At 55.7% G+C, this 15,469-nt stretch carries 11 protein-coding genes; 7 read left to right on the top strand and 4 right to left on the bottom strand.

The features are described 5' to 3' along the window. Positions 1-518, bottom strand: a 518-nt coding sequence (locus K5905_RS10415) for an AMIN domain-containing protein (RefSeq protein WP_297583306.1), incomplete at its 3' end; no start/stop codon positions are given. 740 nt (positions 519-1,258) lie between these two features. Between K5905_RS10415 and K5905_RS10420 the strand changes: the two genes are divergently transcribed. After that, complete coding sequence (locus tag K5905_RS10420; protein ID WP_297583308.1) at positions 1,259-4,198, top strand: Rne/Rng family ribonuclease; 2,940 nt, start codon at positions 1,259-1,261, stop codon at positions 4,196-4,198. 85 nt (positions 4,199-4,283) lie between these two features. On the opposite strand, the gene K5905_RS10425 is transcribed toward K5905_RS10420, so the two are convergent. After that, on the bottom strand, positions 4,284-5,447 hold the full coding sequence (locus K5905_RS10425) for a pyridoxal phosphate-dependent aminotransferase (protein WP_297583310.1): 1,164 nt from the start codon (positions 5,445-5,447) through the stop codon (positions 4,284-4,286). 370 nt (positions 5,448-5,817) lie between these two features. On the opposite strand from K5905_RS10425, the gene K5905_RS10430 reads away from it, so the two are divergent. The 5 genes from K5905_RS10430 (at position 5,818) to aat (ending at position 10,835) form a co-directional block, all read left to right on the top strand. Further along, entirely contained in the window at positions 5,818-7,104 is a 1,287-nt protein-coding gene (locus K5905_RS10430; protein WP_297583312.1) for a M48 family metalloprotease, read from the top strand. A 72-nt stretch (positions 7,105-7,176) separates the two neighbouring features. Then, on the top strand, positions 7,177-7,965 hold the full coding sequence (locus K5905_RS10435; protein WP_297583315.1) for a DsbA family protein: 789 nt from the start codon (positions 7,177-7,179) through the stop codon (positions 7,963-7,965). A gap of 294 nt (positions 7,966-8,259) precedes the next feature. Then, positions 8,260-8,742: an acetyl-CoA carboxylase biotin carboxyl carrier protein gene (gene accB / locus K5905_RS10440; protein WP_297583328.1), complete on the top strand. Its 483-nt coding sequence runs from the start codon at positions 8,260-8,262 to the stop codon at positions 8,740-8,742. A gap of 15 nt (positions 8,743-8,757) precedes the next feature. Beyond that, positions 8,758-10,104 (top strand): acetyl-CoA carboxylase biotin carboxylase subunit, encoded by a 1,347-nt coding sequence (gene accC, locus K5905_RS10445; protein ID WP_297583317.1) that lies wholly within the window; start codon positions 8,758-8,760, stop codon positions 10,102-10,104. Positions 10,105-10,154: 50 nt separating this feature from the next. After that, positions 10,155-10,835, top strand: coding sequence for a leucyl/phenylalanyl-tRNA--protein transferase (aat, locus tag K5905_RS10450; RefSeq protein ID WP_297583319.1), 681 nt, complete (start codon positions 10,155-10,157; stop codon positions 10,833-10,835). 122 nt (positions 10,836-10,957) lie between these two features. Here aat and K5905_RS10455 read toward each other — a convergent pair whose 3' ends face one another. Continuing rightward, positions 10,958-11,344, bottom strand: coding sequence for an NADH:ubiquinone oxidoreductase subunit NDUFA12 (locus K5905_RS10455; protein WP_297583321.1), 387 nt, complete (start codon positions 11,342-11,344; stop codon positions 10,958-10,960). A 51-nt stretch (positions 11,345-11,395) separates the two neighbouring features. Beyond that, the gene (locus tag K5905_RS10460) at positions 11,396-12,226 is read right to left on the bottom strand and encodes a response regulator (protein WP_297583323.1); all 831 of its coding nucleotides are present in this window, start codon (positions 12,224-12,226) and stop codon (positions 11,396-11,398) included. A gap of 640 nt (positions 12,227-12,866) precedes the next feature. Between K5905_RS10460 and K5905_RS10465 the strand changes: the two genes are divergently transcribed. Next, on the top strand, positions 12,867-15,469 hold a 2,603-nt coding region (locus tag K5905_RS10465), incomplete at its 3' end, for a vitamin B12-dependent ribonucleotide reductase (RefSeq protein WP_297583325.1).

The following is a 15,469-nucleotide window of genomic DNA, read 5'->3' on the forward strand; positions in this document are numbered from 1 at the left end:
TTGGCGTTGTTTTTCGGCGCTGTGAGGCGATCACTCTTTGCTGTTTTCTTCCGGGTGTTCCCAACCACGGCCGGTCTTGAAGACACAACAAATGCCTCGAACTCTTCAGGCGTAGAGCGCACCAGATCGACTACCAGACGTGCCGGCTGGTCATCAACGGCCGGAAGAAAAAAAGTCTTGTCGACACTCACCGGGTCCGTCAGATCCATGACGACCCGGGATTTGCCGAGTGCGAACAACCCGTATCGCCAGTCCGCGATCAGTCCCCGCCCCGATTTTCCGGTGTCTTCCGGCAGATCGAAGGTCACTTCCGGCAGGTCCATTATCAACCGATAGGGATTGGACAATCCAGAGATGGCAGGCACCACTTGCGAATCCATATCCAGAACGAATCGCGTGCGCGTCTCATCGCCGGCAACTCTTGCACCCGAAACCAGTGGCTTGACGGTTTCGGCCACGGCAGTCCGGATTGAACCGGTCAGCGCCGGTGTCATTACGACAAACAAGGCCGTGAGCATTGCCACAATCAGAAACCGGACCTGGAGGAGTCCGCCAACCTGAGGTTTTGTCCAGTTTTTGTTCACAAATACACCGGCTATCCTGCTCGCATCTTGACTGCGATGAGCCCCACCGCCCCTGTCATACGCGATCTCATCGATGAGGAAAATGCTTTATGCAATTCACATTGCTTGCAAAGCTGATCGGTGGATCGTAAAAGTACCTTACGGATTTCGGTTCGAGACCGATACCTTCCCGGATGACGTTCAAGGGTGAATATCCACAACGTGATCAAAATCCAAGGCGCGCGATCGACTGAAAAGAGGCCTTTCTGTCGCATCGAAAAAGCGCCCGGATTGCAGTGGAAGCAAGTATCGGCACCTCTTTGAAACCGCCCGCCTCGCATGGTCGCGCCTTGATTTTTCTGGCAGATTTTTCGCGAGGTTATCAGCGGCACCAATGAGCGAACCACTCCGGTACCGGGTGCAGATGAAGCGGCCAAGGCCTGCCTGCATCCCGGCGCAAGGTATAACGACTTAACTCAAGGGCTTGCGTTGCCCCGATAGGACCCGCGCGATGCATATGGAGATCAACATAAAGCAAGGCACCGCTTCAGCGGCCGCTTGTGTTGTTCATTCAACCGCGCCGGGCGCAAACGCCCTTCCCAATCTTAGCAAAACAAATACGGCAGCCATCCTCCTTTCGGGCGATGCGCGTTTTGGATACGCGCCCTGCAGCGCTGCCGTGGAGACCTTCACTAATGGCAAACAAAATGCTGATCGACGCGGGCCACCCGGAAGAGACCCGGGTCGTCGTCGTGCGTGGCAATCGGGTTGAAGAATTCGACTTTGAAGCAGCAAACAGGAAACAGCTGCGCGGGAATATCTATCTAGCGAAAGTAACGAGAGTAGAGCCTTCGCTTCAGGCAGCATTCGTAGAATATGGAGGAAATCGTCACGGTTTCCTCGCATTCAGCGAAATCCATCCCGACTATTATCAAATTCCAGTCGCTGACCGGGAAGCCCTGCTCGCAGCGGAAGCCGCCGAGCGCAACGGTGATGATGCTGAAGCGGAAGAAAAACCGAAGCGGCGGCGCCGTTCCCGTGCGGCGAAAAACGAATCTTCCGAGACAGTTGCCAGCGAAAAGGTTGAAGCGGTGGACACCGCCGATACCGACGAAAACGCAGTATCGGCCCCGGCTGATGACGAAACAGCGCCAGCGAATCAAGCTGCCGGTGAAGACAGCCTGGGCAAATCCGCTGACGCCGGACCAGATGAAGTGGATCAGCCTGGGACGGAAATCGCCGCCAACGCTGTTGAAGACGTTGTGTCCGAAGTTGCAGAAGAAGCTTCTGAAGGCACCGGGTCGGAAGAAAACGACAATGACGAGGCCGAAGCAGACGCTGCCGACCAGGACGGTAAAGATCAGGTTGAAGCAACCGAAGCAGCAGCTGACGACGAAGACGAAGCCCCGGTCAGGGCACGTGGCCGTCGCCGGCGTCGCAACCGTGATGAAGACGAAGATACCGACAACGACGAGGATTCGGTTGAATCGGTCGGTGCGGAAGACGCGATGGAAGAGGTCCCTGAACGAACCGTTCCATTGCGCAAGCAATACAAAATTCAGGAAGTCATCAAGCGTCGCCAGATCATTCTTGTTCAGGTCGTCAAGGAAGAGCGTGGCAACAAGGGTGCTGCGCTGACAACCTACCTTTCTCTTGCCGGTCGCTATTCGGTTCTGATGCCGAACACCGCTCGCGGTGGGGGTATTTCCCGCAAGATCACCCAGCCGACTGACCGCAAGCGCTTGAAGAAAATTGCCTCCGAGCTCGATGTGCCGGAGGGCATGGGCGTTATTCTGCGCACCGCCGGAGCAAGCCGCACCAAGGCCGAGATCAAGCGCGATTTCGAATACTTGATGCGTTTGTGGGAGAATGTCCGGGAGCTGACGCTAAAATCCAGCGCACCCAGCCTTGTTTACGAGGAAGGCAGTCTGGTCAAACGATCAATTCGAGACCTCTACAACAAGGATATCAACGAAGTCCTTGTTTCCGGGGACGAAGGCTATCGTGAAGCCAAGGACTTCATGCGCATGCTCATGCCGAGCCATGCCAAGAATGTTCAACCCTATCGCGATCCCTCACCTCTGTTCATTCGCTACGGTGTCGAACCTCAGCTCGATGCGATGTTCTCACCACAGGTGACACTGAAATCCGGCGGTTACATTGTCATCAACCAAACCGAGGCACTTGTCTCGATAGACGTGAACTCCGGCAAGTCGACCCGCGAACACAACATTGAAGACACCGCACTGCAGACAAACCTGGAAGCGGCGGAAGAAGTGACCCGGCAGCTGCGCCTGCGTGACCTTGCCGGTCTCGTGGTGATCGACTTCATCGATATGGAGGAGTCGAAGAACAACCGCGCAGTTGAGCGAAAACTCAAGGATTGCCTGAAAAGCGACCGTGCAAGAATTCAGGTCGGCCGGATATCCCATTTCGGTCTCTTGGAAATGTCTCGGCAGCGCATACGCACGGGCGTCTTGGAAAGCTCAACGACCCCCTGCCCGCATTGTCAGGGAACCGGCATGATCCGGTCGGTTGAATCTGTCGCACTTCATGTGTTGCGGTCGATTGAAGATAACCTTCTGAAAGGGGCCTCTCACAACCTGATTATCCGGACCACGACCCAGGTTGCGCTCTATATCCTGAATCAGAAACGTTCGAACCTGTTCGATCTCGAAATCCGTTTCGGCGTTGAGATCGAGGTTCACGCCGATGAAACGGTGAACGGCCAGCTCTACGTTCTGGAACGTGGTGCACCAGCTGATCGTGAACGTATCCCCGCTCCGGCTCCGATTATTCAGCCGGACACAATCGACATCATTGACGAGAACACCGAACAACCTGATTTGGAAGAACAGGAAGCCCAGGAAGACGATGGTGGCGATCGCCGTCGCAAGCGCCGCCGCAAGCGTCGGCGTGGAGGCTCCGACAGTCAGCAGGATTCCAGCGAAACCCGTCAGGCTACTTCCGAGGAAGAAGAGACGGATTCCGATGACGGTCAGCCTCAGGAGGCCCGTTCGGGCGAGGATGACGGCAATGAAGATGAGCCACGCCGGAAACGTCGCCGTGGCCGCCGGGGTGGTCGTCGTGGCCGCCGCAACGGTGATGGTACAGAAATCCAGGCGGAAGATGATACGGACTTGGATGTTGGTGAAGCTCAGTCCGAAAGCACTGCTGAAACCAGCGTCCCTGTCGCAGCTGAAGGTGCTGCAAGTGAAGACGGCGCTGCTGAAGTTACCGAAAGCACGGATCAGTCCGCGGAGACCACCAGCGAAATAGGGACTGACATTCAGCCGGAATCCAATGCTCAGGCGGTAAATGGCGAAACCTCCGACGACTTTGTTGAGGAAGTTTCCGCCTCTCCTGAAGAACCCGTTGTAGCGGAGGACAGCGCGCCATCTTCCGTCGACGGTGGATCCGACGAAACTTCGGATGAACCTGCGGCTGAAGAAACCATCCTGGTTGAGACACCGACGTCAGAGCAGCCGGTTGCCAGCGAGACGGCAGAAGAGCAAGTAGCAGAAACACCATCCGCGCCTGCGGAACCGGTTGTGACGAGCGAGACTTCGGGCAACGAAGAAGAAGACAAACCCAAGCGAGTCGGCTGGTGGCAGCGCGGACGTTCGTTCTTCTGAAGAGATTGATCAAACAGAAAAAGGCGGCCACGGGCCGCCTTTTTTTTGAACGCAAGTCTTGCTATTTCAGATTTTTATTGACGGATCACCTAAGGAAATCCGAGAGCCTGTCGAGTGCTTCTTTCATGTCGTCATGAGCTCCGGCAAATGAAAAACGCAAGAACTCGTGCCCGTGAACGGGATCAAAATCGACCCCAGGTGTCGCCGCGACGCCGGCTTCGTGCAGCATTCTCTTTGCGAAATCGAGGCTGTCGGCACTGAAGCGACTGATATCGGCATAGATGTAGAACGCACCGTCAACCGGGAGAAGTCGATCAAGCCCAATTCGCGGCAATCCTTCCAGAAGAAGTTCACGATTGGCTGCATATCCGGCCTTCACAGCTTCCAGCTCCTGCACGGAATTCAATGCAGCGATTGCCGCAATCTGTGACAATTCCGGGGGTGAGATGTAGAGACTTTGAGCAATCCGTTCCGTTGGCCGGACAAGTTGCTCCGGCAACACCATCCAACCGATTCGCCAGCCGGTCATGCAATAATATTTTGAGAAGCTGTTGATGATCAGTGCATTGCGGGATGTATTCAACGCAGTGATCTGCTCTCCGCCATAGTCGAGACCATGATAAATCTCGTCAGAGATGAACCAGATGTTCTCGTCTTCGCAATAGCGGATAAGTTCCTCGAGCGCCTCTGCCGTCATCATGGTGCCGGTCGGGTTGGCCGGGCTTGCGACCAGAACACCTTTGATCGGTCCGTCCTTTTGCACCTGCACCAGATGTTCCGGCGTCAGGCTCCAACGGGTATCCGCCCCGACTTCAACTTCAACAGGAACAAGGCCAAGTGCCTTCAGGATGTTGCGATAGGCAGGATAACCCGGAGCCGTCAGAACAACGCGGTCGCCAGGGTCGAACGCTGCCAGAAAGGCAAGGTTGAAACCCGCAGAAGACCCGGTCGTTACCATGATCCTTTCTGCAGGAACTTCCGCCCCATAAGTTTTCAGATAGTGAGCTGAAAGAGCCTCTCGGAGCGGTTTGATACCAAGTGCCTCGGTGTAGCCCAGGCGACCGTGGATCAGAGCTTCTTGTGCCGCGGCACGTGCTGATTTTGGAGCCGGCGCAGAAGGTTGCCCGACTTCCATATGAACAATTTTTCTGCCACTGGCCTCCAGTTTCGCCGCTTCCGCCAGAACATCCATCGCGATGAATGGAGCGACATCACTGCGAATTGACGGCGAAAAAGTTTCTTTGATCATGGGATCCTGTTTTCTGCCTCGAAGATGAGCTTCACCCCGTATTGCGGATTTTGCCGTCCGATGCAATCAGCAGTCTCGCCGCGTCATGTTGAGGTTTTTCCTCTGACAACCTGAAAGCTTTCCGATTTGTCATTTGGCTTTTCTTGACCAGACCCGCCGGTCTCCATACCTTCGCCAAAAAGTCGTGCACGTGGATATGGGTTCATAAGTCCCGGATTGGAGTAACAACTTGCCACGCTCGTGTTTTGGTTTCGCCCGGCCCGCCTCGATTTCAGGTCGGCGATTGGTAAGAAAGACTGTTGCCCTGATCTGCTCTGTTACGATCGCATTGCCTATTGCGGCGGCGCCTGCAAATGCGCAACGAGGGAAATTGCCTCTGGTTCGCGATGCCGAAACGGAAGAACTTTTGCGGGACTACGCCAAACCGATTTTCAAGGTTGCCGGTATTGCCAATTCCGAACCGCAGATCATTCTCGTAAACGACAAGAGCTTCAATGCATTCGTGCCTGATTCACGCCGCATGTTCATCAATGTCGGAGTGCTTCTGGAAGCTGAATCTCCAGGCGAAGTCATTGGTGTGATTGCGCACGAAACCGGTCACATCGCCGGCAGGCACCTTGTGCGGCTTCGCGCCGCCGCAGCCAATGCGCAAATCGTTTCGGTTATCGGGATGATCCTCGGTGCCGGGGCTGCAGCAGCCGGCGCTGCTTCCGGCTCGGGTCAGGCTGCCTCAGGCGGTGCTGCGGCAGCTCTTGGGGCGACGTCCATCGGGCAAAGGTCGCTCCTGTCCTATCAGCGGGGCGAGGAAGCTGCCGCCGACCGGGCAGCCCTCAAGTATCTCAATGCAACCGGGCAAAGTGCTCGTGGAATGCTGAAAACCTTTGAACGCATGTCCGATCAGCAGATGTTCAAACGGATTTACGCGGATCCCTACGCTCAAAGCCACCCCATGGCACAGGAGCGGTACAAAGGCCTTCTCAACGAGGCCCAAAAGTCCAAATATTTCAATCAGTCGGAAGACTACGTGCTTCAATACCGGCACGATCTTGTTCGTGCAAAACTCTTTGCATTCACCAGCCACCCTTCAGCAACGCTTCGGGCGTATCCACGCAGTGACAAAAGCCCGGCCGCACAATATGCCAGGGCCATCGCCGCAATGAAGAGCCGCGGCAAGGGAGCTGTAAAGGAAATTGATGCGCTGATCCGTACGCAGCCGAACAATCCCTATTACTACGAACTCAAGGGACAGGCTCTTCTGGAGGGTGGAGATCCGAAGGCTGCTATTGCGCCTTTCCGCAAGGCACTGTCCTTCAAACCGAATGAACCGCAATTTATGGTCTGGCTCGGCTATGCACTGGTCGGCGCCAACAATCCGGCTTATTTGCCGGAAGCGGAACGGGTTCTCAAAAGAGCCATCCAAAGAGACCCGAACTCAGGCGTCGCCTACAGTCAGCTGGCAATTGCACATGGACGTCAGGGAGAGCGTGCTGAAGCCGATCTGGCAACGGCAAAGGGCCTAATGGTAACGGGTGATTTCCAGGCTGCGAAGCGATATGCGGCACGTGCTCAAAAAAGTTTGAAGCGTGGAACGCCAGCATGGCTTCAAGCAGACGACATTGTAGCGTACAAACCACCTAATCTGCCGAATCGCCGATAGACCGCTCATAGCAGGAATTATGCCCACAAGAGCGTTATCGGCAGAAAAGACCTGCGGCCCAAGGAGCCCTGAATGACCCAGTTTTTCATGTTCACCCGGCGTCTGTGCCCGCCAACGCTGCTGCACATTCTGTCGGCATTCGCCCTCGCGATGTCGCTCGTTGCCGGGTCCGCCGCAGCTCAGGATGTCGATCGGAGCGAGATCGAAAAGATCGTCCGGGAATATCTGCTGCAAAATCCCGAAGTAATTGCCGAAGCACTGACCGAGCTGGAGAAACGGGAGCAGGCTGCTGCTGAAGCGGCGCGCCTGCAAGCGCTGACCGACAGCGCCGATATCCTGTTCAATTCCACTCGTCAGGTTGTTCTCGGCAATCCCGAGGGTTCGGTCACTCTTGTGGAATTTTTCGACTACAACTGTGGTTACTGCAAGCGCGCCTACGGCGACATGGTCAGGCTGATTGAAGAAAACCCAGACCTCAAGGTCGTCCTCAAGGAGTTTCCGGTTCTTGGTCAGGGATCGGTTGAAGCCGCGCAGGTGGCTGTCGCAGTCAATTCGGTCGCGCCTGACAAATACGGCGATTTTCATGAAGCTCTTCTTTTGAGGCGCGGTCAGGCAAATCGTACAAGCGCTCTTGAAGCAGCAACCGGTGCCGGCATCCCCGAAGCAGATCTTCTGAAGGCAATGGAAACGGACGAAGCCGGCCAAACGATTGAAGAAGTCTACACGATTGCAAACCGCCTCGGTTTGACCGGAACACCTTCCTATGTGGTCGGAAATGAAGTTGTCATGGGGGCCGTCGGATATGAGCAGCTGAGCGAAAAGCTCGACGCAATGAAGAATTGCGGTCAGACAACCTGCTAAACAAGGCTGTTGGAAAAAGCACTTCCTCGATATCAATGAAAAATCGGGGGTTTTCCTGCTACAATTGAATCCCTATAAGAAGCGGGGCCTGCATCCAGACCGGATGCGGGCCACAGATCTGTATCCGCTTATTTTTCGGCGGTGCAAAGAGTGTCGTGTAAACCGGCTGGTGACGGGCAAAGTTCCTGATTTTTAGCCGGATTTAACCTATCAGACCCCACTTTATCGTGGAGCGGTCGACCGGTTGAAAAACTGACGACACTGTTTGCGGACCGAGTATGAGAGCCAAACATGATGCGTAATGATAACAAGAAATTCGATACGGCCCTGATCCGGGATCTCGCCGTCCTGCTGGATGAGACAAATCTCTCAGAAATCGAACTGGAACAAGGTGATACGCGCATCCGCGTCGCCCGTCAGATTTCGATCAATGCTCCGGTCAGCGTAGCTGCCCAGGCACCTGCCGCTGCCCCGGTTGCCGCAGCTGCACCGGCAGCTGCTGAAGCAGCTCCTGCCGCCGCAGAAGCAGCTCCTGCTCAGTCCGGCACAACCGTGTCCTCTCCGATGGTCGGCACAGCTTATCTTTCGCCGGAACCGGGTGCTGCTGCCTTTATTCAGGTCGGTGACAAGGTTGCCGAGGGCCAGACGATCCTGATCGTCGAAGCCATGAAAACCATGAACCATATTCCTTCCACCAAAGCCGGAACCGTCAAGCAGATCCTCGTGGAAGACGCCCAGCCGGTGGAATTCGGCGAACCGCTCATTATCGTCGAATAAGGAGCCGTCGCGGCCATGTTCTCCAAGATCCTCATTGCCAATCGCGGCGAGATTGCCCTGCGCATTCTGCGAGCCTGTAAAGAGCTCGGAATCCCGACGGTTGCGGTTCACTCCACCGCTGACGCAGATGCAATGCATGTGCGTCTTGCTGATGAAAGCGTCTGCATCGGCCCACCGGCCGCGCGCGACAGTTACCTGAACATCCCACAGCTGCTGGCTGCGTGTGAAATCACAGGCGCCGATGCTGTCCATCCAGGTTACGGTTTCCTGTCCGAAAACGCTCGCTTTGCTGAAATTCTGGAAGCTCACAACATCGAGTTCATCGGCCCGACCGCGGAACACATCCGCATCATGGGCGACAAGATCCAGGCGAAACAAACAGCCAGGGACCTGGGCATCCCCGTCGTTCCGGGATCTGACGGAGCCGTCACACCTGAGGACGACGCGCACGCGATCGCACGTGACATCGGCTATCCGGTACTCGTCAAGGCGGCATCCGGCGGTGGCGGGCGCGGCATGAAGGTTGCCGCAACCGAAGCTGATCTGGACACCGCCCTGTCAACGGCACGCTCGGAAGCGAAGGCAGCCTTTGGCGATGACGCGCTATATATGGAGAAATATCTCGGTAAACCGCGTCATATCGAAATTCAGGTTCTCGGCGATGGCAAGGGCAATGCCGTGCATCTGGGCGAGCGTGACTGCTCACTTCAGCGCCGCCACCAGAAAGTTCTCGAGGAAGCCCCTTCCCCGTGTCTCAATGCAGAGCAACGCGATCAAATTGGCGAAGTCGTCGCCAATGCCATGCGCAAGCTGAAATATCGCGGTGTCGGAACGGTCGAGTTCCTCTACGAAAACGGCGAGTTCTATTTCATCGAAATGAACACCCGTCTTCAGGTGGAACATCCCGTCACGGAAATGATCACCGGAATTGATCTGGTCAATGAGCAAATCCGGATCGCCGCGGGTGGATCGCTGGACATGACCCAGGACGATATCAGGTTCGAGGGTCATGCAATTGAATGTCGCATAAATGCGGAAGATCCGGTCACTTTTGCCCCTTCTCCCGGAACCATCACCTACTACCATCCACCCGGTGGCTTGGGCGTTCGCGTCGACTCAGGCGTCTATCAGGGCTATAAAATTCCGCCTTATTATGACAGTCTTATAGGCAAGCTGATCGTTCATGGTCGAAATCGCGTGGAATGCATGATGCGCCTGCGCCGTTGCCTGGACGAATTTGTCGTTGACGAAATCAAGTCAACTATTCCGCTTTTCCGTGATTTGGTGGACAATCAGGATATAGCGAACGGTCAGTACGACATTCACTGGCTGGAGAAATACCTGGCTGAAAAGTCGAACTGACCTCAATTGGCATAGGGGCACGGCCCCTGGCCGCTGGGCAGTGAGACCTTATGGCAGGGTACAAAGACGACATCGTGATGGAAATTACACCGCAGGTGCTGCTGAAAGCCTATGCCTGCGGCCTGTTCCCCATGGCTGAATCCGCTGATGATCCCGGCTTGTTCTGGCTGGAGCCCGAACAACGCGGGATTCTTCCGTTCAACAGCTTTCATCTTCCAAGACGCCTCAGGCGAACCATACGCAACGATGTTTTCGAAATTCGCGTCAGCACCGATTTTCAAGGCATCATCGATGGTTGCGCCGAACCCATGCCCGGCAGGCAGAAAACCTGGATCAACCGTGAAATTCGCCGCCTCTACGGCGAGCTCTTCGAGATGGGCTATTGTCACACGATAGAGGCCTGGCTTGACGGCGAGTTGGTCGGCGGCCTCTACGGCGTCAGCCTGAACGGCGCATTCTTTGGCGAAAGCATGTTTACGTTCAAAACCGACGCCTCCAAAGTCTGCCTTGCACATCTGGTCGCCCGATTGATCGTCGGAGGTTATTCCCTGCTCGACACGCAGTTCGTGACGGATCACCTCAGCAAATTCGGAACGCTTGAAGTTTCGCAAGCCGATTACAATAACAGGCTCGGGGAAGCACTGAAGCTTGAGACCGACTTCTACGCCTTGTCGCCGCAGGCCAGCGGGCAGGACGTGTTGACCGTTCTGGACAACTGGAAATCAAGCTGACAACGCGCGGGTCATACGCCGCATTTGCGCCTTGTCCCTTTTAAGCAGCTTGTTCCCGCGTTTCCCGAAACAAAAAAATGCCCCGCATTTGCGGGGCTTTTTTGTTTGTTCGAAGAACCATATCAACTACCTGGTGTCCAGGCCTCGTAGTCTCCGGTGACTTCCGGCCGCTTCTCAGGCGTCAGGATCGAACCATGTGGACGGTAAGCTTCGGGCGTTCCCGTGTGATTGACCTGATGCGGCTTCTGCCAGTGCTTGGGATGATAGGTTTCATCAGTCGGTGGCGTATCGACCCGGTGATGCATCCAGCCATGCCAGCCCGGAGGTATGGAGGATGCGTCCGCAAGACCGTTATAGATGACCCAACGCTTCTTGCCCTCGCGTTCCTTGTAATACTTGTTGCCGAATTCGTCTTCGCCGACAAACTCACCCTTGCGCCAGGTGAAGAAGCGGGTTCCCATGGTCTGGCTGTTCCACCATGTAAAGATTTCAAGCAGCAGAGTTTTCATGGCCCTCAAAAGGTCCCTTGGTTGCGCGTCTCAATATCCGGACCAGTTATGTCAACGGATTTCGGCGGAATATGGCTGGAACTGCCCCATCTGTCCAGTGCCGCGCTGCCGCAGGACAACAGAAATCGTCGGGCTTCTCTCGCAACATTCTCCAAAGACAGCACGAAAGCGAACGTCAGTGGAGCTTGACGCCCCTGATCGTTGAATATCCTGCATCCCGGATGTGTTTTGCCGCCGACGATTGCTGCTTCTTTGCGCCACCTTTTTGACACCGGCAAAGATAGGTTTGGGAGGATCCTGCTTTTCGAAAGTGGCTTCCACGACCTTTTCCACCTTTGCGCGCTTTTGAACGGCGATTCGGTGTTGCAGCCGCGCTCCGGCCAGGGTCTGCATTTTCTCGGCCTGCTCATCCATCGCATTTTGAATGCCATAGATGTTGTAGAAGCCGGAATGCTCAAGGGTCATTGGACGATCGTCGGTCAGAAGCCATCTGAGTCGCTTGTAGAGCGTGGACGGTGAAACCGGCTTGACCAGCACATGGTGCGCCCCTGCCCTCAAGGCCTTGTCGACAAGGGGACGTGTGCCATGGGCTGTGATGAACAGAATGGGCACATAGCAAAGCGGTTCCATATGCCGATGGCGCACCAGCCGCAAAAACTGATAGCCAGATGTAGGGGCCATTCGCCAGTCGGTCAGAATCACATTGGGCGGTTCCGCAAGACTCGACTCAAGCGCATCATCCACCGAATCAAATGTCCGCACGCGCGCAACTTTGAAACTGAGAAGAATCGATCGAAGAATCGTTTGCATCGGCTTGCTGTCTTCAACGACAACAGCGTCGATGTCCTCCATCGACAGCCCGAAGGCGGCATGATGTTTCATGAAATGCGGACCCTTTTCCCTGTCAGACCCGCACTAAACCAGACCCGGCTTAAACCCGGTTGAAATCACTCAGCCCCATTTTCTTCAAATTTTCATAAAACTTGAGCTATTGTCTTCCACAGGAACCTTCGGCACGGCGCAGGGCACTCCTTCGCCCGGAAAGCAAGCACCAATTTCCCTAGCATTACACTCTCCCCACTGCGCTCCCCATAATCCACATTGGCACACAATATTTTGCGTTTGCCCACAATGTAGGCACTACCTGTTGTCGTCCGCACCTTGACCTTAAGAATTCCTTTACATTAGTTTCTAATCATTGCGATGTGCGTAGTCGGAAGCCCTCTCCGGGCGCTCCGGTCATCCAAAACCAGTCAAGTAAACGCGTTCCGCTTCCGGTCTTTTCAACAAGCCGGGAGACGGGTTTTCGTGTGCCAAGTTGATCGGTGCATATCGTGACAAACCTGTTGAGAAGCACTATATATAGTGTAACAACACACGAGATACGCTACATACAGGTAACTCACCTGTAAGAAACAGGGTGGCATTCGACAAAGAGGCAGGCGGCAACGTCATGTCGGATGTGATGCGAATTTGGCCAGGTTCGATGCGAACCTGCTGGGGATACAAGGGGACTTAGAGAATGCGGATCGAGCGGCGCTATACCAAGGAAGGGCAATCGCCTTACGCCGGCATTGAATTTCGGACAGCAACAAGCGAGATCCGGAATCCGGATGGGTCTGTTGTGTTCCGATTGGAGGATATCCAGGTCCCGGCTCAGTTCTCCCAGGTTGCCTCTGACATTCTGGCGCAGAAGTATTTCCGCAAGGCGGGTGTTCCGGCCAAACTGAAGCCGGTTGAAGAAAACACTGTTCCCTCCTGGTTGTGGCGCCACGAAGCCGACGAGAAAGCGCTCGAGGATCTTCCGGAAGATGATCGCTATGGGTCTGAAATCGACGGCCGCCAGGTTTTTGATCGTCTGGCCGGTACCTGGACCTATTGGGGCTGGAAAGGCGGATACTTCGACAAGGAAGCGGATGCCCACGCGTTTTATGACGAACTGCGCTATATGCTGGCGACGCAGAAAGTGGCGCCGAACTCCCCGCAGTGGTTCAACACCGGCCTGCACTGGGCCTATGGCATCGACGGTCCAAGTCAGGGACACTTCTATGTCGACTACCAGACCGGAAAACTGACGAAGTCCAAAACCGCCTACGAACACCCGCAGCCGCACGCATGCTTCATCCAGTCCGTCGGCGACGATCTGGTCAATGAAGGCGGCATCATGGATCTGTGGGTCCGCGAAGCACGCCTGTTCAAATACGGTTCCGGCACAGGCTCAAACTTCTCTCATGTTCGCGCTGAAGGTGAAAAGCTCTCTGGCGGCGGCAAGTCCTCCGGCCTGATGAGCTTCCTGAAGATCGGCGACAGGGCGGCAGGCGCGATCAAATCGGGTGGAACCACCCGCCGTGCGGCCAAGATGGTCGTCGTCGATGTCGACCATCCGGACATCGAGGAATACATCAACTGGAAGGTCAAGGAAGAGCAGAAGGTTGCCGCCCTGGTGACGGGCTCCAAGATCTGCCAGAAACATCTGAGCGCCATCATGCGCGCCTGCGTCAATTGCGAGGCGGACAACGGCGACTGTTTTGACCCGGCAAAGAACCCTGCCCTGAAGCGCGAGATCCGTGCCGCCAAGAAAATGATGGTGCCGGAAAACTATATCCAGCGCGTCATTCAGTTCGCCAAGCAGGGTTTCACCAAGATCGAGTTCCCGACCTACAATACGGATTGGGACTCCGAAGCTTATCTGACAGTCGCAGGTCAGAACTCCAACAACTCCGTGCGCGTCACTGACGGTTTCCTGCAAGCGGTTGTAGAAGACGGCACCTGGGATCTGACGGCCCGCCGGTCCAACGACACCCTGAAAACCGTCAAGGCGAAGGAACTTTGGGAGCAGATCGGCTATGCCGCCTGGGCATCCGCCGATCCGGGCCTTCAGTACCACTCCACCATCAACGACTGGCATACCTGCCTTGCCGACGGTGAAATCCGTGCGTCGAACCCGTGCTCGGAATACATGTTCCTGGATGACACGGCCTGTAACCTTGCCTCCTTGAACCTGATGCAGTTCCGCAGGGAAGACCGCTCGTTCGACATCGACAACTATGAGCATGCGGTCCGTCTGTGGACCGTTGTTCTGGAAATCTCGGTTTTGATGGCGCAGTTCCCGTCGAAAGAAATTGCGGAACTGTCCTACAAGTTCCGCACGCTGGGTCTTGGCTACGCCAACATCGGCGGCCTGCTGATGACTTCCGGCATTTCTTATGACTCTGCCGAAGGCCGCGCGCTCTGCGGTGCCCTTACAGCCGTCATGACCGGTGTTGCTTATGCCACTTCGGCCGAGATGGCGGGTGAACTTGGCTCATTCCCTGGATACAAGAAAAACGCCAAGCACATGCTGCGCGTTGTTCGCAACCACCGCCGCGCTGCCCATGGCGAGACGGACGGCTATGAAGGCCTGAACACCAACCCGGTCGCGCTCGACCATGCCAGCTGCCCGGATCAGGTCATCGTGGAACGGGCAAAGAAAGCCTGGGACCGCGCACTGGAGCTCGGTGAAAAGAACGGTTACCGCAACGCGCAGTCAACCGTGATCGCGCCAACCGGCACAATCGGTCTGGTGATGGATTGCGACACTACCGGGATTGAGCCGGACTTCGCACTGGTAAAATTCAAGAAGCTGGCTGGCGGCGGTTATTTCAAGATCATCAACCGCGCCGTCCCGGAAGCCCTGCGTGTGCTTGGCTATTCGGAAAGCGAGATCGGTGAGATCGAGGCCTATGCCGTTGGTCATGGCACCATCGACCAGGCACCGGGTATCAATCCGTCGGCACTGAAGACCAAAGGCTTCACCGAAGACAGTCTCACCAAGCTGAAAGATGGCATGAAGTCGGCCTTCGACATCAAGTTCGTCTTCAACCGCTGGACCCTCGGCGACGACCAGATGAAAGCGCTGGGTGTTTCTGAAGAACAGCTGGAAGATGCGGAATTCGACCTGCTGTCGTTCCTTGGCTTCTCCAAGGCCGATATCGAAGCGGCCAACACCCATGTCTGCGGAGCAATGACGCTGGAAGGCGCACCGTTCCTCAAAACCGAGCACTACCCGGTCTTCGACTGCGCCAACCCTTGCGGCCGCATCGGCAAGCGCTTCTTGTCGGTTGAAAGCCACATACGCATGATGGC

This window comes from Roseibium sp. (assembly GCF_025698965.1).
Taxonomy (GTDB): Bacteria; Pseudomonadota; Alphaproteobacteria; order Rhizobiales; family Stappiaceae; genus Roseibium.